This is a genomic window from Methylobacterium terricola (genome assembly GCF_006151805.1).
GTDB classification, from domain to species: Bacteria; Pseudomonadota; Alphaproteobacteria; order Rhizobiales; family Beijerinckiaceae; genus Methylobacterium; species Methylobacterium terricola.
Genome location: NZ_VDDA01000006.1, coordinates 146,085 through 166,453 on the forward strand (window position 1 = coordinate 146,085; position 20,369 = coordinate 166,453).

Below are 20,369 nucleotides of genomic sequence, written 5' to 3' on the forward strand. Positions count from 1 at the left end.
CATGGCTGAGTGCCCCACGGCTCAGTTCCCCGCCGCCGCGAAGGTCTGGCCGGCGCCGGCGGCCAGGTGCTCGACGATCGGTCCGAGCGCCAGGGACGGGAAGAAGGTCAGGCCGCCGACGATCAGGATCACCCCGACCAGGAGGCCGACGAACAGGCCGCCATCGGTCGGGAAGGTGCCCGCCGAGGCCGGCACCGTCTTCTTCGCGGCGAGCGAGCCGGCGATGGCGAGCGCCGGGATGATGACGAAGAACCGCCCGACCAGCATCCCGGCCCCCAGCGTCAGGTTGTAGAACGGGGTGTTGCCGGTGAGACCCGCGAAGGTCGAGCCGTTATTGGCCGCCGCCGAGGTGAAGGCGTAGAGGATCTCCGTGAAGCCGTGCGGGCCGGCATTGGCGGGGCCTGCCAGCCCCGCCGGCAGCACGGTGGCGAGGGCGGTGAGGCCGAGCATCATCAAGGGCAGGCAGAGGATGGCGAGCATCGCCATCTTGACCTCCCGGGCCTCGATCTTCTTGCCGAGATATTCGGGCGTGCGCCCGACCATCAGGCCGGCGACGAAGATCGCCACCACGACGAAGACCAGCATCCCGTAGAGCCCGGCGCCGACGCCGCCGACGATGATCTCGCCGAGCTGCATGTTGACGAGCGGGATCAGGCCGCCGATCGCCGTGAAGGCGTCGTGCATGGCATTGACCGCGCCGCAGGAGGCGGCGGTGGTCACCACCGCGAACAGCGCCGAGCCGGGGATGCCGAAGCGCAGCTCCTTGCCCTCGAGGTTGCCGCCCTGGAGTCCGAGGGCGTTGAGCAGCGGGTTGCCGGCGCCCTCCGCCCCGTAGGTGATGATCGTGCCGGCGAGGAACAGCACCCCCATCGCGGCGAGGATCGCCCAGCCCTGGCGCTCGTCCCCGACCATGCGGCCGAACACGTTGGTGAGCGCGGCACCGAGGGCGAAGATCGACACCATCTGGATCAGGTTCGACCAGGCGGTCGGGTTCTCGAACGGGTGGGCGGCGTTGGCGTTGAAGAAGCCGCCGCCATTGGTGCCGAGCATCTTGATCGCGACCTGGCTCGCCACGGGGCCGAGCGCGATGGTCTGCTTGGCGCCTTCGAGCGTCGTCGCCTCGGCATAGGGGCCGAGCGTCTGCGGCACGCCCTGCCAGACCAGGAACAGGGTGTAGACGATGCAGAGCGGCAGCAGCACGTAGAGGGTGCAGCGGGTGAGATCGACCCAGAACGAGCCGACCGTGCGGGCCGAGGCCCGGGCGAAGCCCCGGATCAGCGCCACGGCGAGCGCGATGCCGGTCGCCGCCGAGAGGAAGTTCTGGTGCGTCAGCCCCAGCATCTGCGACAGGTACGAGAGCGTGCTCTCGCCGCCGTAATTCTGCCAGTTGGTGTTGGTGACGAAGCTCGCCGCCGTGTTGAAGGCGAGGTCCGGCGCCACCGCGCCCTGGTCGGCGGGGTTGAGCGGCAGGAAGCCTTGCAGCCGCAGGATGCCGTAGAGCAGCACGAAGCCGGCGGCGTGGAAGACCAGCATGGCGCCGGCATAAGCGAGCCAGTGCTGCTCGTGGGCCTCGTCGAGGCCGGCGAGGCGGTAGAGGCCGCGCTCGATCGGGCGCAGCACGGGCGAGAGCGGGGTGGGCGCACCGGTGAAGACCCGGGTCATGTAGAGACCGAGGGGCTTCACCAGGGCGAGGACGATCGCGCAGAACAGCGCGATCTGGATCCAGCCGGCGAGGGTCATGATACGCTCCTCAGAACCGCTCGGGCCGCACGAGGGCGTAGGCGAGGTAGGCGAGCAGCCCGAGGGTCATCAGGCCGCCGAGCCCGTAATCGAGGGTCATCGCGGGCCTCCTCACAGGCGTTCGCAGAGGGCGACGTAGCCGAGCGACAGGGCGAAGAAGCTCAAGCCCCCCGCCAGCATCAGGAAATCGAACATGGGTGTCCCCATCGGGCGCCGGACCGGCGCCGCATCGGATCGGACCGCGTCGCGGTCCCGACACCGGGACATCCTCCCGAACGCATAGGGATTCGAGAGGGGGCGGAGGCCTGCGCCATAAAGGCCGCATAAAGACCGGCGGGTTTCGGGGGCGTCAGGGTCTCTGCCGGGATTTCTGCCGGCTTGTCCTGGCGGCCCGGACCGCCTCCCGCAGGCCGGGGCAGGCCTGCGCCTCGCCGCGGCAGCTGGCCTGCAGCGCCCGGCCGTCGACCTGCAGCACGCAGGTCGTGCCGTTCAGGAAGCCGTGGACCGGGACGCCGCAGAGCCGGCAGGCGGCGCGCACATGCGCGAGGGCCGGGTGGGCGAGGGCCGTCCGCTGCGCCCCGTCCGGGCGGCGGGACCCTCCGGTCGCCGCAAGGCGCACGAGCCGGCGGTGTCGCCGAAGGCAGGAGGGAAACGATGCGGCCGGCCGGGCCGCGGCATCAAGGTTCCATTATACCGCCGCGCCGTCGAACGGATCGGTTCGACGGCGCAAGGCAAGCCCGAACGGGCGCCGGCGCCGATGCGCCGGACGCCCTGGCATCGACGTGTCGATGCCAGGGCGCGAGGGTATCAAAGCTGGGCGGGTCGGCCGAACGGCCGCCTGCCGGACCCCGCTCGATCGCAGAGCGACGACCGGTCGAGCCGCCGTTCCCACCTCACGGGGTCATCCCGGGGCCGCGCAGCGGAGCCCGGGATCCGGACGCACCGGTTGCCCAGACGGCGGTGACCATGCGCCGCCTCGTCCTGCACCGCCTGCGCTTCTGAATTCCGGGCTCGCGCCTGCGGCGGGCCCCGGACGCACGAGGGAGGGCATGAGCGGCGTCGCGGCGAGGCGGGCCGGTCGCGCTCGACGTCCCGCCGATCGGCTCAGGCCGCCAGCAGCTCGCCGCCCTTCTCGGCGATGACCTGCCGCACCTTGCCCGAGAACACGCCGAGCAGCATCGGCAGCTGGACCTCGACGCGGGCGGTCGTGTCCTCGACCGCGATGGTGCCGCTGACCGTCTGGCCCATGGCGCCGACCACGAAGGCGAGGGTATCGCCGGTCCAGACCGGGTCCTGCATCGTGAGGCCGGCTTTCTGCACCAGGTCCCGGCCCTGGCCGAGGCGGGACTCGATGCGCCGGCGCGCCTCGGCCCGGCCGAGCTGATGGGGGATCTCGACGACCAGGGGGTTTGCCATCACCGTCTCCGCGGCCCGCCGCGCCCCCTCCGGGCCGGCTCCAGGCACGATGCTCCGGCCCTGCCGAATCATCCGCGATTGAATGCCACCATGACGCATGGGAATTCAATCGGCGGCGGGTGCGGAGAGTGACGGATCGGCGCCGGCGATCGTCGCCGGCCCGACCGTGGCATCCCTGCGCTGTCCAAGCCGCCCGGCTTGGCGTAGAGCGGGCGTCGCGCGGGGCGGCGGGCCCCGCGAGCGGAGGCCGGTCTTCAGCGTGATCGAGCGGGGAATCCTCGGCGCCGTCGCCGTGTGCATCGCGGCCACGGCCGCCCTGTGGTGGCTGGCGATGCCGGACGAGCCGGTGCGGGCGTTGCAGGACGGCCTGGGCGCGGCGGCGCTCGCCACCATCATCGCGGGCGCGGCCGTCCGGCGCTCGGCCGGGTGAGAGGCGGGCCGGTGTCACCGGTCGCCCGATCCCTCGTCCTGCGCCTGGTGGTCCTGCGCCTGGTGCGCTGGCTCGTCGCCGGCCTCGTCGGGTTCGCGGTGCTCTGGATCGCCTTCCACCTGCGCTGAGGCGCGGGTCAGGCCGGCAGCGGCAGGACCGGTGCCCGGCGGCGGACCGCCCGGCGCCGGCGCAACACCGCGCAGGCGCCGCCGAGGACGAACCACATGTACCACGTCGGCACCAGATAGTAGAGCATGTTGTCCGAATAGGCCATCGAAAGGTAGCCGGCGATCATCGCCAGCAGCATCCAGGCCCAGCGTTCGCCGTGCAGGATCAGCCGCAGCGTCGCGGCGACGATCCGCGCATAGAGCCAGAGATAGGCGGCGAGGCCGATCACCCCGGTCTCGAACAGGAACTGCACGTAGACGCTGTGCGAATCGATGGTGTCGTTGTCGAGCGGCAGCGGGAAGAACTGCGCGACGTAGTGGCCGAAGCTCGACAGGCCCCAGCCGAAGAGCGGCCGCTCCCAGAACCAGGTCATGGCGCCCTGCCACAGCAGCACCCGGAAGGCGTAGGAGTTCAGCTTCTCGTAGGCGTCGGCGGTGTTGCCCTGCTGCAGGTCGGCGAGGCGCTCGGCGAGTTCCGGCACCGCCAGCAGGGCCACCGGCAGGCCCAGGAAGTAGAGCAGGGTGCGCCGGTCGAAGAGGAGCCCGTGGGTCAGAAGGATCAGGCCGGCGCCGGCCCAGGCGCTGCGGGTCTTGGTGAGCAGAAGCAGCCCGAGCAGGATGGGCACGTAGAGCACCAGCGCCCGGCGCAGCCGCGGGCTCAAGCGGAAGGCGGGACCGGCCGTCAGCGTCAGGACGACGGCCAGGATCGTCATCAGGTAGAAGGCGTAGATGTTGGGGTGCGGAAAGCTGCTGAAGACCCGGGTGCCGTCCTCGAACATCGCCCAGCCCATGGCGAGCTGCAGGCCGGCATAGAGCGTCGGGGCGATCGACCCGGCGACGATGAGCAGCAGGAAGCGGCGCAGGTCGGCGAGGTCGCGCACCATGTAGACCGCGAGCAGGCAGAAGGCGGCATGCGTCGCCAGCAGCATCAGCAGCCGCACAGCCGCACCGGGATCGGGTGCGAAGCGCGTCGAGACGAAGCAGACCACGAGGAGCGGCAGCCACAGGACCAGGGCCGGGCCCGGGCTCACCCGCGGCCGGGTCGCCACGCAGCCCGCCGCCACCACCAGCACCGCCAGGTTGACCGCGGCGCCGACGCCCATCTCGTCGAGGCCGCCGAGCTTCGTCAGGGTGAAGACCGGATCGAGGGAGGCCCGGGTCAGGAGCACCCCCTCGACGAAGCGCCGCGGCCCGACGAACCAGGCGAGGAGAATCAGCAGGGCCCCGGCGGCGATCAGCATGGGTCGTCACACTCCCGGACCGGAGCCGGATGCCCCGCTCCTCCGTCGCAGGCACCCTGCTTACCCGTGCCCCGACCGGGGCGGAAAACCGCAAAAGGGAGAGGCCTCACCCGCAAGGCGTAAGCCGCGCCGGCTCCCGCACCGTCACGTCGCGCTGCGTCAGGTGTCGCCCCGGCGCGGCGGTGCTGCTAAGCTGGCGCCACCCGAGTTCGGACACCACCGATGCGTCTCTCCCTCGCCTCCCTGCTGCTCGTCGGCGCGCTCGCCGCCCCGGCCCTCGCCCAGACGACCGCCCCGGCCCCGAACCCGTTCGGCCCCGGCGCCGCCAGGCCGAACCAGGCGCCGCCGCCGAACCCGCCGGCGATTCCCGCCAAGCCGGCGGCCCAGCCCGCAGCTCCGGCGGCGCAGGCGAGCCCTTCGCCGGCCGCCCGCGCCCCAGCCGGCAGCACGGTCTACCCCACCGCCGTCTCGCCGAAATACGCCAAGGAGCCGGCCGGCAACGCCCGCCAGCATACCTGCCTCGACCAGTACAATGCCAACAAGGCGGCCGGCGGCGCCGGCAACGGCGGCATGAACTGGATCGAGAAGGGCGGCGGCTACTACTCGGAGTGCAACAAGCGGCTGAAGGGCTGAGGCGGGCCGGCGCGGGCGCGCCGTCCCTTCACCCCCGCGCCGGCCCGGGTGCCGGCCGCGCCGTGAGCGCGACCGCCGTACCGAGCCCCGCCGCGGCGAGCCCCGCCAGCACCGCCCAGGCCGGCCAGGCCGCGGCCGCGCCCTCCGCCAGGGCCGCCTGATAGGCCTCGATCGCCCAGGCATTGGGGGTGAGCCAGCCGAGGCTCTGGAGCCAGGGCGGCATCAGGAAGCGCGGCACCATGCTGCCGCCGACCGCCGAGAGCAGCAGCACCCCGAAGGTCGAGACGAGGTGGGCCTGCTGGCGGGTGCGCGAGGCCGCGCAGGCGGCGAGCCCCAGGCCCGCCGCCATGGCGGCGACCAGCACCCCGGTGACCAGCCAGGACACGGCGTGCGGCCCGATCGAGACGCCGTAGACCAGCGCCGCCGCCGCGAAGATCAGCGCGCCCTGCGCGGTGCCCTGGAGCACCAGGAACAGGAACTTGCCGAGCACCACCACCGGCAGGCCGCCGGGGGCGGCGGCGAGGCGGTCGGCGATGCCGGACTGGCGCTCCTCGACCAGGGACAGGGCGCCCTGCATGGCGGCGAACATCAGGAACACCGCGGCGATCGCCCCGGCATAATACGCGACCCGGGCGTTTCCGCCGCCCTGGCCCCCTTGGCCCTCCGCCGTCGAGGTCCGGGCGATCAGGGCGGCGAAGGAGAACGCCTCGCGCTTCTCGCGGCTCTCGGCGAAGGCCTTGTCCAGGAAGGCGCGCTCGTCCGGGCCGATCTTGCCGGTGCGCTCGACGTCGGCGACGACCCGCGACAGCACCACGTCGGGCAGGGCCTCGTTGAGCACCCGCTGCACCTGGCCGAGCGCGATCGGGGTGGCGAGCGCCCGGGCCGGGCTCTCGACGACCAGGATCGGCGCATCCGCCGTGTTGCTTCCCGCCGCGAGGTCGCCGCGCAGCACCAGGGCGACGTCGACCTCGCCCCGGCGCACCGCCGCGACGGGATCGCCGTGCAGCGGCGTGGTGCGCAGGGCCGGATCGGCCTGGAGGGCGGCGACGAGGCGCTCGGTGGTGGCGGTGCGGGCCTGGTCGAGGAGCCCGACCTGGATGCGGATGCGCTCGCCGACGGCGCCGGAGAAGATCGCCGCGAAGACGCAGAAGATCACCGTCGGCAGCACGAAGGCCATCACCAGGGCGGCCCGGTCGCGCCACAGATTCAGCAGCATCACCCGGAACGACGCGGCGATCATGTCGGGACCTTGCATGCCGGGGCTCCCGACGGGGCGCGGACGGGAGCGGGCGCCTCGGTCACGTCGCGATAGAGCCCGTCGAGGCCGGGCTCGCGCACCCGGATCTCCCGCACCGGCACGCCGTGGCGGCGCAGATGCGCGAGGAGCGCCGCGCCGTCGCGCCCGCCCGCCACGGTGGGGCTCCCGGCCCGCCAGGTGAGGGGCGAGGCCGGGTGGAAGCCGGCCTGGCGCAGGGCCGAGGCCGCCGCCGGCCCGGCGGCTTCGGACAAAGCCACCTCGTGCTCGGGCGGGCCGGCCCGCAATCCGGCGAGCAGGTCGGCGAGGCGCCCGTCGAGGCGGATGCCGCCGTCCTGGAGCACCAGGACCCGGTCGGCCAGGCGCTCGGCCTCGGCGAAGTCGTGGGTGGCGATCAGCACGGCCGCCCCGGCCTCGGGCAGGCGCTCGAGCACGGCGTGGATCGCCGCCCGGGCCGCCTGGTCGACCCCTTGCGTCGGTTCGTCGAGCAGCACCAGGGCGGGCTCGCCGAGGAGCGAGGCGGCGATGTTGGCCCGGCGCTGGTAGCCGCCGGAGAGCACGCCGACGAGGCGGCCCGCCACCGCGTCGAGCCCGGCCCGCGCGAGGGCGCGGGCCACCGCCGGCCCCCGCGCCGCCCGGGGCAGGCCCAGGAGGCGGGCGAAGACCTCGAGGTTCTCCCGCACGGTGAGGCGCGGGTAGAGGGCGATCTCCTGCGGCACCCAGGCGATGGCGCGCCGGACCGCCGGATCGCGCGCCGGATCGCCCCCCGCCACCCGCACGCCGCCGCGGGACGGGACGAGGCGTCCGGCCAGGAGCCGCATCAGCGAGGTCTTGCCGGCGCCGTTGGGGCCGAGCAGGGCCACGGCCTCGCCCCGCGCCAAAGCGAGGTCGATCCCGTCGAGGACGGGCTGGTTCCGGTACGAGAAGGCGAGGTCGCGGACCTCCGCCGCGGGAGCTGGCATCATCCCGCCACGAGAGCAGGGCTTTGCGGCTTTCGAAAGGACCGCCACCCGCCGGAACGCGCTACCGCGCCGGCAGGGCGCGGGTGAGCCGGACCCGCAGGGCGGTGCCCGGCTCGGCGAGGCGGATGGCGGCGCCCGCGAAATCCGGCCGGCCGCGGCGGCCGGCGCCGTTCGAGAAGCCGTAGGGCTCCGTCGGCAGGCCGAGACCCGTGCGGCCGAGGCGGCCGTCGCCGTCGAGATCCTGGAACGCCGCCACCGCGTAGGTGCCCGGCGGCACCTCGGAGAAGCCGAAGCGCAGGCTTTGGCCCGCGGCCGGGCCGCTCTGGCCGATGCGGCAGGATTCCTCGGCGAGCGACCCGGTGCAGAGCGCGACGAAGACCCGGCCGGCCCCCGGCTCGACCCCGTCGACCTCGACCGCGAGGCTCGCCGCGGCGGCCGGACCCGCCAGGGCGGCAAGGGAGGCGGCCAGGGAGGCGGCCAGGAGGCCGGCGATCCGGGTGCGCCTCACGAGACCTTCCCGAGGCTCGGCGCCGGGCTGAGCGGCATCCCGAGGGCGGGACTCGGCTGCAGGGCCAGATCCTCGGCCATCAGCCGCGCGGTGATGCGGGCGCCCTCGTAGATCACCGGCAGGCCGGAGCCCGGATGGGTGCCGCCGCCGACGAGGTAGAGCCCGGGCCCGAAGCGGTTGTGCGGCCGGAAGTACAGCATCTGCCCGAGATCGTGCGACAGGTTGAAGGTCGCGCCCTCGTGCACCGCGAACTCGTCGCGCCACTGGGTCGGGTCGACCACGCGCTCGTAGCGGATGCGCGATTCGAGGTCGGTGAGCCCGAGCTTCTCCAGCCGCTTCAGCACCAGCGCCCGGTAGGACGGCCCCACCGCCGCCCAGTCGATCCCGGCGCGCAGGTTCGGCACCGGCACCAGCACGTAGAGGCTGGTCTGGCCCGGAGGGGCCATGCCGCCGTCGGTGTAGCCGGCATGCTGGACGTAGATCGAGGGCTGCATCGGCAGCACCCCGTCGGAGACCTCGCGGATGTTGCGGGCGTAATCCTCCGACAGCAGGATGGTGTGGTGGCCGAGGCTCTCCGGCATCGTCCCGTCGATGCCGAGATAGAGCATGTAGGTCGAGCAGGAGAGCCGGGCCTTCGCCACCTTGGCGTTCCGCCAGCGCGGCCGGCGCGCCTCGGGCACGAGTTCGGGCACCACCTTGGCGAAGTCGCCGTTGATGACGACCGCGTCGGCGGCAATGCGCTCGCCGCCGGCCTCGACCCCGACGGCCCGCTTGCCCTCGAACAGCACCCGGTCGACCGAGGTGCCGAGCTTGATCTCGACGCCGAGGCGGCGGGCAAGGCCCGCCATCGCCTCCGACACCGCGCCGCAGCCGCCGACCGGGTGGTACACCCCGTGCTCGTATTCGAGGAAGCTCAGGATGGTGAACAGGCTCGGGCACCGGAACGGCGACATCCCAAGGTACTTGGTCTGGAACGAGAAGGCGAGACGGACCCGCGGGTCCTTGAAGTAGCGCGTCAGGTCGCGGTCGACGGTGGCGTGCGGGCGCAGGAGCGGCAGGGCCGCCAGCATCGCCGGCGAGGCGAAGCTGCGGATCGAGTCGCAGGCCTGCTGCAGCACCGGGATGAAGGCCGCGAGCTTGCGGCGGTTGTCGTCCAGGAAGCGGCGGACGTTCTTCGCGTCGTCCGGCGCGATGCGGGCGATCTCGGCCTCGAGCCGCGCGACGTCCGGCGTCGCCCGGATCTCGCCCCCGCCCTCGAAGACGAGGTGGTATTGCGGATCGAGCCGCTCGAGGGTGAGGTGGTCCTCCAGCCGCTCGCCGCAGGATTCGAAGATGTCGGCCAGGATGCGCGGATAGAGGAAGAAGGTCGGCCCGATGTCGAACTTGTAGCCGCCCGGGGCGGTCACCGTCCGGGTGCGCCCGCCGACGCTCTCCTCCTTCTCGATCACCGTCACCTGCACGCCGTCGCGGGCGAGCATCAACGCCACCGCGAGGCCGCCCGGCCCCGCTCCGACCACCACCGCCCGGCGCCCCGACAGGGTGCGGTACCCATCCCGCGGCTGCAACAACGCCCCACCTCCTGCCAGACCCGCCGGTTGCCCGTGCGTACGGCCTAGTTGTGGTGCGCTTCGGTAAGCCGGCAATGGCTGCGCATTGTCGCGGTGGGGATGGCGGGGTGTTTTCGCTGGGGTGTGGCGGGGTGGTGCGTCGACGAGACCGGCAGCTCGGATCGTCGGGCCGTGCGGTGATTCGAACGTCGGCCGTCCGCTTCCTAAGACATTCCGCCGAGCTCGTGGGGCGAGCCGCCGGGCTGGGCCGGCCGTCGGCCGCGATGCATGATCGAGCAGCAAGTGTGTAGGATTAAATCGTACTCCGTAGTACGCTCGGCTCGAAGGATGGAAGCCATGCGGACCACCCAAGCCCTCAGCATCACGCTGCCTCATGAGATGGCGCAAATGGTCAAGGATAAGGTCGCGTCGGGAGAATACGCCACGGAGAGCGAGGTCATCCGTGACGGCCTGCGTGCTCTTCAGGCTCGCGATGCGGCAGTCGAGCGGTGGCTGCTCGAGGAGGTCGCGCCGGTCTTCGACCGGGTGGCGTCCGGGACGGAGCCGCTGGTGCCCGTCGACGAAGTTCTGGGCGGGGCGGCCCGCCGTTATCGGGCGCGGAAGGCCGGGATCACGAAAACCTGATGCCGCGCCGGGTCCTGTTCTCGATTCAGGCGCAGGCGGATGTCGACGACCTCTACGACTACATCGCCGACAGCGCGGGACATTCGATCGCGGATGCCTACACGGCGCGACTCGATCGATACGTACGCTCGTTCAGTGACTTTCCCGAGCGGGGCACCCGCCATGATCACGTCCGGCCCGGCCTGCGCATCACGGGCTTCGAGCGTCGCGTGACGATCGCGTTCACGGTGAGCGAGGATGCGGTCGTCATCCTGCGGTTGCTCTATGCCGGACGGTCCCTGGTCTTGCCGCCGGACTAGAGGCGAGCCAGCCGCTCACCCCCGAGCCGGTGCAACGCCACCGCTCCCGCCACCGCGACGTTGAGCGAATCCACCCCCGGCGCCATCGGGATCGCCACCCGGCGGGCGCGGGCCATCAGCGCCTCGGGCAGGCCGGGGCCCTCGGTGCCGAGAAGCAGGAGCGCGCGGGGCAGGGGCGGCAGCCCCGTGATGGCCTCGCCCCGGGGCGAGAGGGCGACCGGCACGAGCGCCTGGCGCTCGCAGAGGTCCAGCAGGCCGTCCCCGGTGGGCAGCCGGGCGAAGGGCACGGTCAGGCTCGTGCCGGCCGAGACCCGGATCGCCTTGCGGTAGAGCGGATCGCAGGTCTCGGCATCGAGCAGCACCGCGTCGGCCCCGAAGGCGGCGGCGTTGCGGAACAGCCCGCCGACATTGTCGTGGTTGGCCAGCCCCACCAAGCCGACGAGCAGGGCCGGGCCCGCCGGCACCAGGGCGTCGGGGGCGGGGTCCGGCCCACGCAGGCCGACCGCCAGCACGCCGCGATGAATCGGAAAGCCCGCCACCGCTCCCATCACCGCCTTGGCGGCGAGGTAGACCGGGGCGTCGAGACCGGTGAGCGCCGGGGCGAGCCCGGGCAGGCGCTCGGGCGAGAGCAGCACCGACTCGACCCGGAACCGGGCCCGGGGCGACAGCAGCACCCGCAAGACCACCTCGCCCTCGGCGATGAACCGGCCCTCGCGTCCGACGAGGTCGCGCTCGCGCATCCGGGTATAGGCGGCAAGACGTGGGTCGTCGGGATCCTCGATCGGGATCGGCGTCATCTCGCCCCGACGGGTCATGCCTTGCGGGCGGCCAGCGGGTCGGCCTCGGCCCTCGTCGGCACCTTCACCAGGGCCTCGCCGTCGAGCACCGTCTCGCCGTTGACGGAGCAGGTGCAGCTCAGCCGGGCACGGCGGCGCTCCGGCACCAGCTCGGCCACCTCGACGGTGACGTCGACCGTGTCGCCGATGCGCACGGGCGCGCGGAAGTTGAGGCTCTGGCTGATGTAGATCGCGCCCGGCCCGGGCAGGCGGGTGCCGAGCACCGCCGAGATCAGCCCGGCGGTGTAGAGGCCGTGGGCGATGCGGGTGCCGAACGGCGTGCGGGCGGCGAAGTGCTCGGAGAGGTGGATCGGGTTGCGGTCGCCGGTGATCTCGGCGAAGCCGACCACGTCGGAGGCCGCGATGGTCTTCGACAGCGTCTCGGACAGGCCGATGCTCAGGTCCTCGAAATACAGCACGCGCAGTTCGGGCATCATCGGCGTCGCTCCCGCTTCCGTTTGAGTGCCGCGGCCGCGGGGCTCGAGGGGCTCCCGGCGCCGTCGCCCCGGCCGGGATCCCCGGGGTCGCACGGGACGGGGGCGGAAATCCAGTGGCGAAAGGTCGGAAGGGGGGCGGAGCAGGGCGGTGCGGATGCCGGTCTGTCCTCGTCCGAGGCGGCCCACATCTCTTCGATGCCGCAGAGTCAGGACATGATCTGCAAGTCTCCTGTCGCCATCAAGCATCGATGCGATACGAGACGATGGATGTCATTTGTGTATTTCAAAATGTCATATCATTAATGAAATTTTAGCGATACGGGTACAGAGAAGAGACGTCTGTTTCCATACGCTGATCGGCGGCCCCCTCCCATGCGTCTCTCCCTCAAGAGCAGCCTCACCGGCCTGTTCGGGATCCTCCTGGTGCTGACCCTCGCGCAGGGCGGCGCCTCCCTGTGGAAGCTCGCCGCGATCGAGACCCGCATCGCCAAGCTCGCCGACGACGCGGTGCCCTCGATCAACGAGGCGCAGGCGATCAACACCCTGGTGATGCGCGCCCGGCTCTGGCAGTTCCGCTTCATCACGGCCGACGGCGAGGCCGAGAAGGCGCTGTCGGCCAAGAATTTCGGCGAGATGGACGCCGCCCTGGGCGAGCGGATGGGGCACTACCCCGCGCTGATCAGCTCGGCGGCCGAGCGGGAGACCTTCGACGCCTTGAGCGCGACGCTCGCGGCGTTCCGGGCCGACTGGGCCCGCCTCAAGGCGCTGCCGGGCCAGGCTGAGATCGACGCCTTCTTCCGCGGCCCGATGAACGCGACCTACCGGGCGACGATCGACATCGCGGGCAAGCTCGTCGCCGTCAACGTCGCGGCCGGCACCGCCGCGGGCGCCGCGGCCCGGGACGAGGGGGCGGAGGCCACCCGCCTCACCGCGGCGGCGCTCGCGGTCTCGGTCCTCGTCACCCTCGGGGCGGTGCTGTTCTGCCTCGTGCGCGTCACCCGGCCCCTCGGCGCCATGACCGGCGCGATGCGCCGCCTCGCCGGGGGCGAGGCCGCGACCGCGATTCCCGGCGCGGCGCGGCGGGACGAGCTCGGCGCCATGGCGGGCGCGCTGGCGGTGTTCCGCGACAACCTCCTCCGGACCCGCCGGCTCGAGGAGGAGACCGCGCTCGCCCGGGCCGGGGCCGAGGCGCAGCGCCGGCAGGCGATGCGCGAGATGGCGGACGGCTTCGAGCGGGCGGTCGGCGGCATCGTCGGCGCCGTCACGGCGGCGGCCACCGAGCTGCAGGCCACCGCCCAGGTCATGACCGCGACCGCGACGCAGACCGCCGGCCAGTCGGGCGGCGTCGCCGCCGCCGCGGCCCAGGCCGCCGCGAATGTCGGCACCGTGGCGGCGGCGGCCGAGGAGCTCGGCGCCTCGGTCCAGGAGATCGGCCGCCAGGTCGACGGCTCGGCCCGGCTCGCCGGCGCCGCCGTCGCCGAGGCCGGCGAGAGCGCGGCGCAGGTGCATACGCTGACCGAGGCGACCGCCCGCATCGGCGACGTGGTCGGGCTGATCTCGTCGATCGCGGCCCAGACCAACCTGCTGGCGCTGAACGCCACCATCGAGGCGGCACGGGCCGGCGCCGCCGGCCGCGGCTTCGCGGTGGTCGCCGCCGAGGTCAAGGAGCTGGCCGGCCAGACGGCCCGCGCCACCGAGGAAATCACCGGCCAGATCGCGGCGATCCAGGCCTCGACCGGTCAGGCGGTCGGCGCGATCAGCGGGATCACCGCGCGGATCGAGGAGATCTCGGGCGTGGCGACCTCGATCGCCGCGGCGGTCGAGGAGCAGGGGGCGGCGACCCAGGAGATCGTCCGCAACGTCTCCCAGGCGGCCGTCGGCACCGGCGAGGTGACGGCGACCATCGCGGGCGTGGCCCGCGCCGCCGACGAGACCGGCGCGGCGGCCGCCCAGGTGTTCGCCTCGGCCTCGGAGCTGTCGCGCCAGTCCGAGCACCTCTCGGCGGAGGTGGCGCGTTTCCTCGACGGCGTGCGGGCTGCCTGACGGCCGCGTCTCAAGCCGCCCCGGTCTCCCCCGGGGCGGCTCCCCGTCAGTTCAGCGCCTGCGGGTCCGCCTCGGTCAGGAAGGCCGCGACCTCGCGGAAGAACTGCATCCGGTTCTTCTCCATCATCACCGTGTGGGTGCCCTCTCCGAGCTCGACGAAGCGCTTGTAGGGCGTGCGGGTGAGCCGGGCGAAGTAGTCCTGCGCCTGGTAGCTCGGCAGGTCGGCGTCCCACTCGGCGTGGATGACCAGCGTCGGCACCCGGATCTCGCCGGGGTCGTAGAGCGGCTTGCCGGCCTGCCAGTGTTCCTGCGAATCGGCGACGACGCCGTTCGGCGCCCGCAAGACCGGCGGCGATTGCGCGGCGCCGGCGGCGTCGGTCGCGAAGGTGGCGTCGGCCCATTGCTCGAACCAGCCGGGCGGGATCAGCCCCGCCTGCTTGTCCTCCGGCACGCCCTTGAGCCAGCGCGCCTTCGCGCTGTCCCGGCTCACGCTCCGGTAGGCCCCGAGGGCCCCGCCATCGGCGCCGATGAGCGAGGGCGTGCGCGAGAGCCATTGCGGCGCGTAGAGGACGAGGCGGTTGACCGTGTCGGCGTGGGTGCTGGTGTAGAGCCCCATGGTGGAGGTGCCCCAGGACCAGCCCATCAGGTCGATCCGATCGACCCCGCGCCGCTGCCGGATGAAGTCGACGACCTGCCCGACCACCGCGGCGGCGTCCCGGGTGCGCATGAAGGGCTTCCCCTCGGCGGCCGGGCGGTTCATCGCGGCGGGGCGGCCCGAGAGGCCGTAGCCCGGCAGGTCGACGAGGTAGGTGTCGAAGCCGAGGCCCGCCAGGTAGTCCATCATCGACAGGCCGGCGAGCGGCAGGTCGAAGGCGGTCGAGGCCGGGTAGGTCGCGCCGTGGACGTAGAGCAGGATGCGGTCGGCCGCGAAGCGCGCGGTGCCGGCCGGGCGCTTGTTGCGGACGTAGACCGTGACCCCGTCCTCCGGGCCGGGCAGGCGGAATTCCTCCGTCTCGAGCCGGGCCGGGGCAGGGCGCGGAGGGGCTGCCGGCGCGCCGCTCCCCGTCTGGGCTCCGGCCTCCTCGGCGGCGGAGGCCGCCGCGAGGCCGGCGAGCCCGCCGAGCACGACTCGGCGTGGTATCCGCCCCGGTCCGGGCGGCGTCCGTGATGATCCCGTCATGGTCGTGTCCTCCCGCCCGCCTGTTCGTCGGCGGATGCGTGCAGTCAAGCCGGAGCGGCCGCGCGGCACAAGCGCCGGCCCGGCATGGCACGGATGCGGGATTCCCCCGCCCGGATCCCCTTGCTCGCATCCCCTTGGCCGCATCCCCTTGGCCGGATCCTCTGGCCCGATCCGCCCGACCGGGGCATAGACGCCCGGTCCCTTCCTGGCGGCGAGGCCTGACGCCCGTGACCTCCTCCGACACCGATCCCGGCCTGCGCGCCACCGTGCAGCGCGTCGCCCTGCTCAATCTCGGCTATTTCGGGATCGAGGCGGTGGTGGCGGTGGCGATCGGCTCGGTGGCGCTCGTCGCCGACAGCGTCGACTTCCTGGAGGATGCGGCGCTGAACCTCCTGATCGTCGCCGGGCTCGGCTGGCGGCCGGCGGCGCGGGCGCGGCTCGGTGCCGTGATGGCGGGCATCCTGCTGCTGCCGGGGCTCGCCGCCCTGTGGACCGCCTGGCAGAAGATCGGGGCCTTCACGGCCCCGGACCCGGTGCCGCTGACGCTCACGGGGCTCGGCGCGCTCGCGGTCAACGTCGCCTGCGCGGCGATGCTGGCCCGCCACCGCGAGGGGCGCGGCAGCCTGACCCGGGCGGCCTTCCTGTCGGCCCGCAACGACGCGGTCGCCAACGTCGCCATCGTGGCGGCCGGGCTCGTCACCGCCGCGACCCTGTCGACCTGGCCCGGCTTCGCGCCCTGGCCCGACCTCGTGGTCGGCCTCGGCATCGCGGCGATGAACGCCGACGCCGCCCTGGAGATCTGGCAGGCGGCCGCGGCCGAGCGCCGCGCCGCTCGCGAGGCGGCCTGAGCCGGGGCGAGAGCATCGCCCGATCGCGTCGCAATCGGACCCTGCTCCAGGTCCCCGATCTCGGTCCCTGATCTCGGTCTTCGATCTCGCCGTATCGTCTCCGACGAACCGGTCTCCGCTTGATCGGACGATGCGCTAGGGCGACCCCGGATCCGCCCTGTCGGCCTCGCGCGCGATGAGCTCGCGCAGGGCCGCCCCGGTCGGACCGGCCAGCACGTCCGCCAGGGTGAAGCGGTCGAGCTCGCGGATGAAGCCGCGCTCGGCCGCGTCGAGGGCGGTCTTGAGCAGGCAGCGCCCGGCGAGCGGGCAGGGGCCGCGTCCGCACTCGACGAGGCAGCCGAGCCCCTCGAGCTCCGCCACCACCGCGCCGAGCCGGACCTCTGCCGGCGGACGGGCCAGGCGCACCCCGCCGGTCCGGCCCTGCCGCGCCTCGATGTAGCCCGCACCGGCAAGGCCGCGCGCCACCTTCTGGAGATGGTTCAGCGATACCCCGAAGGTCCGGGCGACGGCAGGGGTCGTCGTCCAGGCGTCGGGTTCGAGCGCCGCGAGATAGAGCAGCAGGCGCAGCGACAGGTCGGTGTAGAGCGAGAGCCGCAGGGCGCTGTCCTTCCCTTATGCAGGCGCCATCCTTACGCAAGGACCATGCGCGCCGCCCCGGCCGCCATGGTGGCGCGATCGGGGTGCGGCGTCCGTGGGCATGGGCCTGGGAGATGGACCGGCACGAGTCGGGCCCCGATGAGGCGCGCAGGCGCGATCGTATCGCGACCGAAGGGATTCGGCCAGGGTGTATCGATCCGTGCGGCGCCCAGGCCGGGCGCGCGCATCCGGAACATCCCGGCTATCTGGTAAATAGATTACTTGTTTGTTTCCCGAGAGAAATCGGATTTTGATAAACATTTGCGAGGGCGAGTCCTGCCGCTGCAGCCTAGAAAATCGTCGTCACGGCCCCGATCGGCAGGGCTGAACGGGGGGTTCTAAGGGCTTCGGTCCGGCCGCCCCCTCACATCATTGGGGCAACCCATGCCGCGCTACTTCTTCGACATCAACGACCACGACCTGTCCCACCGCGATGACGAGGGCAGCGAATGGCCGAGCCGCGACGCCGCCCGGGCGCATGCCATGCGGATCCTGGCCGACATCGCCCGCGACGAGGCCCGCCGCCAGGACCGGCTGAACCTGTTCGTCACCATCCGCGACCGGGAGCGCGCCGTCCTCGCCGTCGCCTCCCTGGCCGTCGCCTGCACGTGGTTGGATTGAGCCCCGCCGGACCCCGTCCGGACCTGGCCTGGCCGGATCCGGGCGCATGAGGCCGGAGCGGGGCTCGGAGACGCCGACGCCCCTGGTCCGCGTCTTACGCAGGGGCTCGGGTCGGATATCCTGGAGGTGACCCAGAGGACCGGAGAGAACGGTAGATTTTTAATCCTATATTCACGATGATCCATCAGTCGTGAGGGGCGCCGGGCGGACGGCATCTCGGGCACCTCTCTGGATCATGATGAAGCTCAGGTTCCTCACGCTCGCCGCGCTCCTGGTCGGCGGCACCGTCTCCGCAGCGGAGCCGGATCTGTCCGCGCTCAAGTCGCTCTATCGGCGGCCGGCCCGCATCCCGTTTCCCGAGGCCGCGCCCTACTCGCCGCAGCTCGCGACCCTCGGCAAGATGCTGTTCTTCGACCCGCGCCTGAGCGGGATGCAGAACCTGAGCTGCGCGAGCTGCCACAACCCGTCCTTCGGCTACGAGGTGCCGGTCCCCGGCGCCATCGGGGCGACCAACACGCCGCTCGCCCGCAAGGCGCCCACCATCCTCAACGCCGCCTGGATGCCGGTCCTGTTCTGGGACGGGCGCGCGCCGGACCTCGAATCGCAGGCGCAGGGTCCGATCACCGCCGCCGTCGAGATGAACGGCAAGTTCCCCGAGATCGTCGCCCGCCTCAAGGCGATCCCGGATTACGACGCGCAGTTCCGCCGGCTGTTTCCCGGCACCGGGGTGAGCCGCGAGGCCGTGCTGACCGCCATCGCCACTTACGAGCGCACCGTGGTGGCCGGCTGGGCACCGTTCGACCGCTGGATCGAGGGCAACGAGGACGCCATCACGCCGTCGGCCAAGCGCGGTTTCGCGCTGTTTGCCGGCAAGGCGGCTTGCGCCGACTGCCATACCGGCTGGACCTTCACCGACAACAGGTTCCACGATCTCGGCATCCCGACCCGGGATCCAGGGCGGGCGGGGATCGCCCCGGACGAGCCGGGGGCGCGCCACGCCTTCAAGACCCCGGGCCTGCGCAACCTGACCTACCGGGCGCCGTTCGGGCATGCGGGCCAGTTCGCCGACCTCGAGAGCATCCTGGCCTTCTACGAGACCGGTGGGGTCGACCGACCGTCGAAGTCGCCGCTGATGCGGCGCATCGCCCTGACCGGAACCGAGCGCGAGGACCTTCTGGCCTTCCTGCGCTCCCTGACGGCCGAGCAGACCGAGACGGCCCTGCCCAACCTGCCGAACTGACGAGAAAGCGCCCGGGCCCCCCGCGATGTCGATCAGAACCAAGCTCCTGCTGCCGCTCCTCGGCTTCCTCGTCGCCGGCTTCGTGCTGGCCGGTCTCGTCGGCTGGCAGGGCATCGCCGCGGTCGGCCGCCTCGGCACCGTGACCGGCCTCAGCCTCGCCTCGGGCGGCGCCGGCGAGGAGGCGCGGCTCCGTTTCGGTCAGGCCGAGCGGATCCTCGGCCGGGTCCTGGCGATGACCGACTTCCTCGACCAGGGGGCGATCGAGGCCGGTTTCCGGGCCGAGACCGCGGGCCTCGCCGCCGCCTTCGACCGGCTCGCCGGGACGGCGCAGTCGGAGGAGGTCGCCGCCCTGGTGCGCGCGGCCCGGGCCGAGACGGCGCGCTGGCAGGGCGACGCCGAGATCCTGCTCGGCCTGCGCAAGGCCCGCGAGATCCCGACCCAGGAGGCGATGGCCCGGCGCAGCGCCGCCCTGCGGGCCGGGCTCGACGCGGTGCGCGTGGCCGCCGCCCACGACGCGGAGATGCGGGCCGCCGCCACCCGGGCCGATCTCGAACGGGGGCTGGTGCTGATGCTGCTCGTCGGCGCCGGGCTGGCGGCGGCGGGGGGCGTCGCGGCCCTGCTGATCGCCCGCAGCGTCTCGCGCCCGCTGGTGCGCCTCGTCGCCGATGCCGACCGGCTGGCGGCCGGCGACATCGCGGTGCGGTTCGTCGGGCTGGAGCGCCGCGACGAGGTCGGGGCCGTCGCCCGGGCGGTGGCGGGGTTCCGCGACGGCATGGTCGAGCGCGCGCGGCTCGCCGCCTCCAATGCCGAGCAGGACCGGCTGCTCGAGCGCGGCCGGCGGGTCGAGGCGCATATCCGCGCCTTCGAGGAAGCGGTGCACGGAGCCCTCGACCAGGTCGACGCCACGGTCGGCGCCATGGCGGGCTCGGCCGACCGGCTCGGCACCGTCACCCGCGACATGGCGCTGGAGGCCGAGGGCGCCGCCGGCACCTCCGAGCGGACCCGCAGCCACGTCGCGGGCGTGGCGCAGGCGGCGGCCGACCTGACCCGGGCGGTCGCGGCGGTCGGCCGCCAGACCGAGGAGACGGTGGCGCGGGTGACCCAGGCGAACGCCCAGGTGAGCGCCGCCGACGGTGCGGTGGCGGGCCTCGCCGGGGCGGCGCAGCGCATCGGCGACGTCGTGGCGATGATCGCCGGCGTCGCCGGGCAGACCAACCTGCTGGCGCTGAACGCCACGATCGAGGCGGCGCGGGCCGGCGAGGCGGGACGGGGCTTCGCCGTGGTGGCGGCCGAGGTGAAGGACCTCGCCTCCCAGACCGCGCGGGCGACCGAGGAGATCACCCGCCAGGTCGCCGGGATCCAGAGCGCCACGGCGGGCGCCGTCGCGGTGATCCGCGGCATCGGCGGCGCGGTCGATGCGATCGAGGCCATCGCCGGCGAGACCGCCCGCGCGGTCGCCGAGCAGCAGCGCGCCGCCGACCGGATCGGCCGCAGCGCCGAGGCCGCCGCCGGCCTCACCGCCGAGACCGACCGCAGCATCGACGGCACCGCCGCCGGCCTGCGCGGGACCGTGACGGCGATCGCCGGGGTCGGGGGCGCGGCAGGCGCGGTCCATGCCGAGACGGCGCGCCTGCGCGGCACCGTGCAGGATTTCGTCGGCCGGGTCTCGGCGGCCTGACGGAGAG

The 20,369-nt window shown here is 73.2% G+C and carries 22 protein-coding genes; 9 read left to right on the forward strand and 13 right to left on the reverse strand.

Features of this window, described 5'->3' with window-relative positions; all coding sequences use genetic code 11:
- Nucleotides 1-21: 21 nt before the first annotated feature.
- The 4 genes from kdpA to FF100_RS16300 all read right to left on the reverse strand — a co-directional run bounded on the left by kdpA (nucleotide 22) and on the right by FF100_RS16300 (nucleotide 3,156).
- Nucleotides 22-1,740: a potassium-transporting ATPase subunit KdpA gene (gene kdpA / locus FF100_RS16285; RefSeq protein ID WP_139036739.1), complete on the reverse strand. Its 1,719-nt coding sequence runs from the start codon at nucleotides 1,738-1,740 to the stop codon at nucleotides 22-24.
- Between the two features lie 10 nt (nucleotides 1,741-1,750).
- Nucleotides 1,751-1,840 (reverse strand): K(+)-transporting ATPase subunit F, encoded by a 90-nt coding sequence (locus FF100_RS16290; RefSeq protein ID WP_099905332.1) that lies wholly within the window; start codon nucleotides 1,838-1,840, stop codon nucleotides 1,751-1,753.
- Nucleotides 1,841-2,089: 249 nt separating this feature from the next.
- Nucleotides 2,090-2,359 carry a hypothetical protein gene (locus FF100_RS16295; RefSeq protein WP_139036740.1) on the reverse strand — a complete coding sequence of 90 codons (270 nt, stop codon included), beginning with the start codon at nucleotides 2,357-2,359 and terminating at the stop codon, nucleotides 2,090-2,092.
- Between the two features lie 485 nt (nucleotides 2,360-2,844).
- Complete coding sequence (locus FF100_RS16300; protein WP_139036741.1) at nucleotides 2,845-3,156, reverse strand: polyhydroxyalkanoic acid system family protein; 312 nt, start codon at nucleotides 3,154-3,156, stop codon at nucleotides 2,845-2,847.
- 259 nt (nucleotides 3,157-3,415) lie between these two features.
- Here FF100_RS16300 and FF100_RS37100 point away from each other — a divergent pair, with 259 nt between their 5' ends.
- Entirely contained in the window at nucleotides 3,416-3,586 is a 171-nt protein-coding gene (locus FF100_RS37100) for a hypothetical protein (protein WP_165084683.1), read from the forward strand.
- A gap of 136 nt (nucleotides 3,587-3,722) precedes the next feature.
- Here FF100_RS37100 and FF100_RS16305 read toward each other — a convergent pair whose 3' ends face one another.
- Nucleotides 3,723-4,994, reverse strand: coding sequence for an O-antigen ligase family protein (locus FF100_RS16305; RefSeq protein ID WP_139036742.1), 1,272 nt, complete (start codon nucleotides 4,992-4,994; stop codon nucleotides 3,723-3,725).
- A gap of 222 nt (nucleotides 4,995-5,216) precedes the next feature.
- Here FF100_RS16305 and FF100_RS16310 point away from each other — a divergent pair, with 222 nt between their 5' ends.
- Nucleotides 5,217-5,627, forward strand: coding sequence for a hypothetical protein (locus FF100_RS16310; protein WP_139036743.1), 411 nt, complete (start codon nucleotides 5,217-5,219; stop codon nucleotides 5,625-5,627).
- A 28-nt stretch (nucleotides 5,628-5,655) separates the two neighbouring features.
- On the opposite strand, the gene FF100_RS16315 is transcribed toward FF100_RS16310, so the two are convergent.
- From FF100_RS16315 to FF100_RS16330, 4 genes are all read right to left on the reverse strand, one after another.
- On the reverse strand, nucleotides 5,656-6,867 hold the full coding sequence (locus tag FF100_RS16315) for an ABC transporter permease (RefSeq protein ID WP_139036855.1): 1,212 nt from the start codon (nucleotides 6,865-6,867) through the stop codon (nucleotides 5,656-5,658).
- Nucleotides 6,864-7,844 carry an ABC transporter ATP-binding protein gene (locus FF100_RS16320; RefSeq protein ID WP_139036856.1) on the reverse strand — a complete coding sequence of 327 codons (981 nt, stop codon included), beginning with the start codon at nucleotides 7,842-7,844 and terminating at the stop codon, nucleotides 6,864-6,866. The genes FF100_RS16315 and FF100_RS16320 overlap by 4 nt, the downstream gene beginning before the upstream one ends.
- A 61-nt stretch (nucleotides 7,845-7,905) precedes the next feature.
- Nucleotides 7,906-8,352, reverse strand: a complete 447-nt coding sequence (locus FF100_RS16325; RefSeq protein WP_246102117.1) for a DUF2141 domain-containing protein — start codon at nucleotides 8,350-8,352, stop codon at nucleotides 7,906-7,908.
- Complete coding sequence (locus FF100_RS16330) at nucleotides 8,349-9,920, reverse strand: phytoene desaturase family protein (RefSeq protein WP_139036744.1); 1,572 nt, start codon at nucleotides 9,918-9,920, stop codon at nucleotides 8,349-8,351. The genes FF100_RS16325 and FF100_RS16330 overlap by 4 nt, the downstream gene beginning before the upstream one ends.
- Before the next feature lie 336 nt (nucleotides 9,921-10,256).
- On the opposite strand from FF100_RS16330, the gene FF100_RS16335 reads away from it, so the two are divergent.
- The gene (locus FF100_RS16335) at nucleotides 10,257-10,544 is read left to right on the forward strand and encodes a type II toxin-antitoxin system ParD family antitoxin (RefSeq protein ID WP_139036745.1); all 288 of its coding nucleotides are present in this window, start codon (nucleotides 10,257-10,259) and stop codon (nucleotides 10,542-10,544) included.
- Nucleotides 10,544-10,843, forward strand: coding sequence for a type II toxin-antitoxin system RelE/ParE family toxin (locus FF100_RS16340; protein ID WP_139036746.1), 300 nt, complete (start codon nucleotides 10,544-10,546; stop codon nucleotides 10,841-10,843). The genes FF100_RS16335 and FF100_RS16340 overlap by 1 nt, the downstream gene beginning before the upstream one ends.
- Here FF100_RS16340 and FF100_RS16345 read toward each other — a convergent pair.
- On the reverse strand, nucleotides 10,840-11,640 hold the full coding sequence (locus tag FF100_RS16345; protein WP_139036858.1) for a TrmH family RNA methyltransferase: 801 nt from the start codon (nucleotides 11,638-11,640) through the stop codon (nucleotides 10,840-10,842). The genes FF100_RS16340 and FF100_RS16345 overlap by 4 nt on opposite strands.
- A gap of 14 nt (nucleotides 11,641-11,654) precedes the next feature.
- Complete coding sequence (gene croR, locus FF100_RS16350; RefSeq protein ID WP_139036747.1) at nucleotides 11,655-12,116, reverse strand: 3-hydroxybutyryl-CoA dehydratase; 462 nt, start codon at nucleotides 12,114-12,116, stop codon at nucleotides 11,655-11,657.
- Nucleotides 12,117-12,488: 372 nt separating this feature from the next.
- Between croR and FF100_RS16355 the strand changes: the two genes are divergently transcribed.
- Complete coding sequence (locus tag FF100_RS16355) at nucleotides 12,489-14,159, forward strand: methyl-accepting chemotaxis protein (RefSeq protein ID WP_139036748.1); 1,671 nt, start codon at nucleotides 12,489-12,491, stop codon at nucleotides 14,157-14,159.
- Nucleotides 14,160-14,205: 46 nt separating this feature from the next.
- Here the strand turns inward: FF100_RS16355 and FF100_RS16360 are convergent, their stop codons facing one another.
- Nucleotides 14,206-15,339: an alpha/beta hydrolase gene (locus FF100_RS16360; RefSeq protein WP_139036749.1), complete on the reverse strand. Its 1,134-nt coding sequence runs from the start codon at nucleotides 15,337-15,339 to the stop codon at nucleotides 14,206-14,208.
- 227 nt (nucleotides 15,340-15,566) lie between these two features.
- Here FF100_RS16360 and FF100_RS16365 point away from each other — a divergent pair, with 227 nt between their 5' ends.
- Nucleotides 15,567-16,187, forward strand: a complete 621-nt coding sequence (locus tag FF100_RS16365) for a cation efflux transmembrane domain-containing protein (RefSeq protein ID WP_246102118.1) — start codon at nucleotides 15,567-15,569, stop codon at nucleotides 16,185-16,187.
- A gap of 135 nt (nucleotides 16,188-16,322) precedes the next feature.
- On the opposite strand, the gene FF100_RS16370 is transcribed toward FF100_RS16365, so the two are convergent.
- On the reverse strand, nucleotides 16,323-16,784 hold the full coding sequence (locus tag FF100_RS16370; protein ID WP_139036751.1) for an RrF2 family transcriptional regulator: 462 nt from the start codon (nucleotides 16,782-16,784) through the stop codon (nucleotides 16,323-16,325).
- 423 nt (nucleotides 16,785-17,207) lie between these two features.
- Here FF100_RS16370 and FF100_RS16375 point away from each other — a divergent pair, with 423 nt between their 5' ends.
- The 3 genes from FF100_RS16375 (at nucleotide 17,208) to FF100_RS16385 (ending at nucleotide 20,362) form a co-directional block, all read left to right on the forward strand.
- The gene (locus FF100_RS16375) at nucleotides 17,208-17,444 is read left to right on the forward strand and encodes a DUF6894 family protein (RefSeq protein WP_171070195.1); all 237 of its coding nucleotides are present in this window, start codon (nucleotides 17,208-17,210) and stop codon (nucleotides 17,442-17,444) included.
- Nucleotides 17,445-17,682: 238 nt separating this feature from the next.
- Nucleotides 17,683-18,684, forward strand: a complete 1,002-nt coding sequence (locus tag FF100_RS16380) for a cytochrome-c peroxidase (RefSeq protein ID WP_139036753.1) — start codon at nucleotides 17,683-17,685, stop codon at nucleotides 18,682-18,684.
- Nucleotides 18,685-18,709: 25 nt separating this feature from the next.
- Nucleotides 18,710-20,362, forward strand: coding sequence for a methyl-accepting chemotaxis protein (locus FF100_RS16385; RefSeq protein ID WP_139036754.1), 1,653 nt, complete (start codon nucleotides 18,710-18,712; stop codon nucleotides 20,360-20,362).
- The last annotated feature ends 7 nt before the right edge of the window (nucleotides 20,363-20,369 follow it).

What these genes read in the sequence shown, in the direction of transcription:
- kdpA (WP_139036739.1), bottom strand. Translation starts at nt 1,740, where the DNA reads ATGACCCTCGCCGGCTGGATCCAGATCGCGCTGTTCTGCGCGATCGTC.
- FF100_RS16320 (WP_139036856.1), bottom strand. Translation starts at nt 7,844, where the DNA reads ATGCCAGCTCCCGCGGCGGAGGTCCGCGACCTCGCCTTCTCGTACCGG.
- FF100_RS16380 (WP_139036753.1), top strand. Translation starts at nt 17,683, where the DNA reads ATGAAGCTCAGGTTCCTCACGCTCGCCGCGCTCCTGGTCGGCGGCACC.
- FF100_RS16385 (WP_139036754.1), top strand. Translation starts at nt 18,710, where the DNA reads ATGTCGATCAGAACCAAGCTCCTGCTGCCGCTCCTCGGCTTCCTCGTC.
- FF100_RS16355 (WP_139036748.1), top strand. Translation starts at nt 12,489, where the DNA reads ATGCGTCTCTCCCTCAAGAGCAGCCTCACCGGCCTGTTCGGGATCCTC.
- croR (WP_139036747.1), bottom strand. Translation starts at nt 12,116, where the DNA reads ATGATGCCCGAACTGCGCGTGCTGTATTTCGAGGACCTGAGCATCGGC.
- FF100_RS16335 (WP_139036745.1), top strand. Translation starts at nt 10,257, where the DNA reads ATGCGGACCACCCAAGCCCTCAGCATCACGCTGCCTCATGAGATGGCG.
- FF100_RS16360 (WP_139036749.1), bottom strand. Translation starts at nt 15,339, where the DNA reads ATGACGGGATCATCACGGACGCCGCCCGGACCGGGGCGGATACCACGC.
- FF100_RS16345 (WP_139036858.1), bottom strand. Translation starts at nt 11,640, where the DNA reads ATGACGCCGATCCCGATCGAGGATCCCGACGACCCACGTCTTGCCGCC.
- FF100_RS16310 (WP_139036743.1), top strand. Translation starts at nt 5,217, where the DNA reads ATGCGTCTCTCCCTCGCCTCCCTGCTGCTCGTCGGCGCGCTCGCCGCC.
- FF100_RS16375 (WP_171070195.1), top strand. Translation starts at nt 17,208, where the DNA reads ATGCCGCGCTACTTCTTCGACATCAACGACCACGACCTGTCCCACCGC.
- FF100_RS16300 (WP_139036741.1), bottom strand. Translation starts at nt 3,156, where the DNA reads ATGGCAAACCCCCTGGTCGTCGAGATCCCCCATCAGCTCGGCCGGGCC.
- FF100_RS16305 (WP_139036742.1), bottom strand. Translation starts at nt 4,994, where the DNA reads ATGCTGATCGCCGCCGGGGCCCTGCTGATTCTCCTCGCCTGGTTCGTC.
- FF100_RS16340 (WP_139036746.1), top strand. Translation starts at nt 10,544, where the DNA reads ATGCCGCGCCGGGTCCTGTTCTCGATTCAGGCGCAGGCGGATGTCGAC.
- FF100_RS16315 (WP_139036855.1), bottom strand. Translation starts at nt 6,867, where the DNA reads ATGATCGCCGCGTCGTTCCGGGTGATGCTGCTGAATCTGTGGCGCGAC.
- FF100_RS16290 (WP_099905332.1), bottom strand. Translation starts at nt 1,840, where the DNA reads ATGACCCTCGATTACGGGCTCGGCGGCCTGATGACCCTCGGGCTGCTC.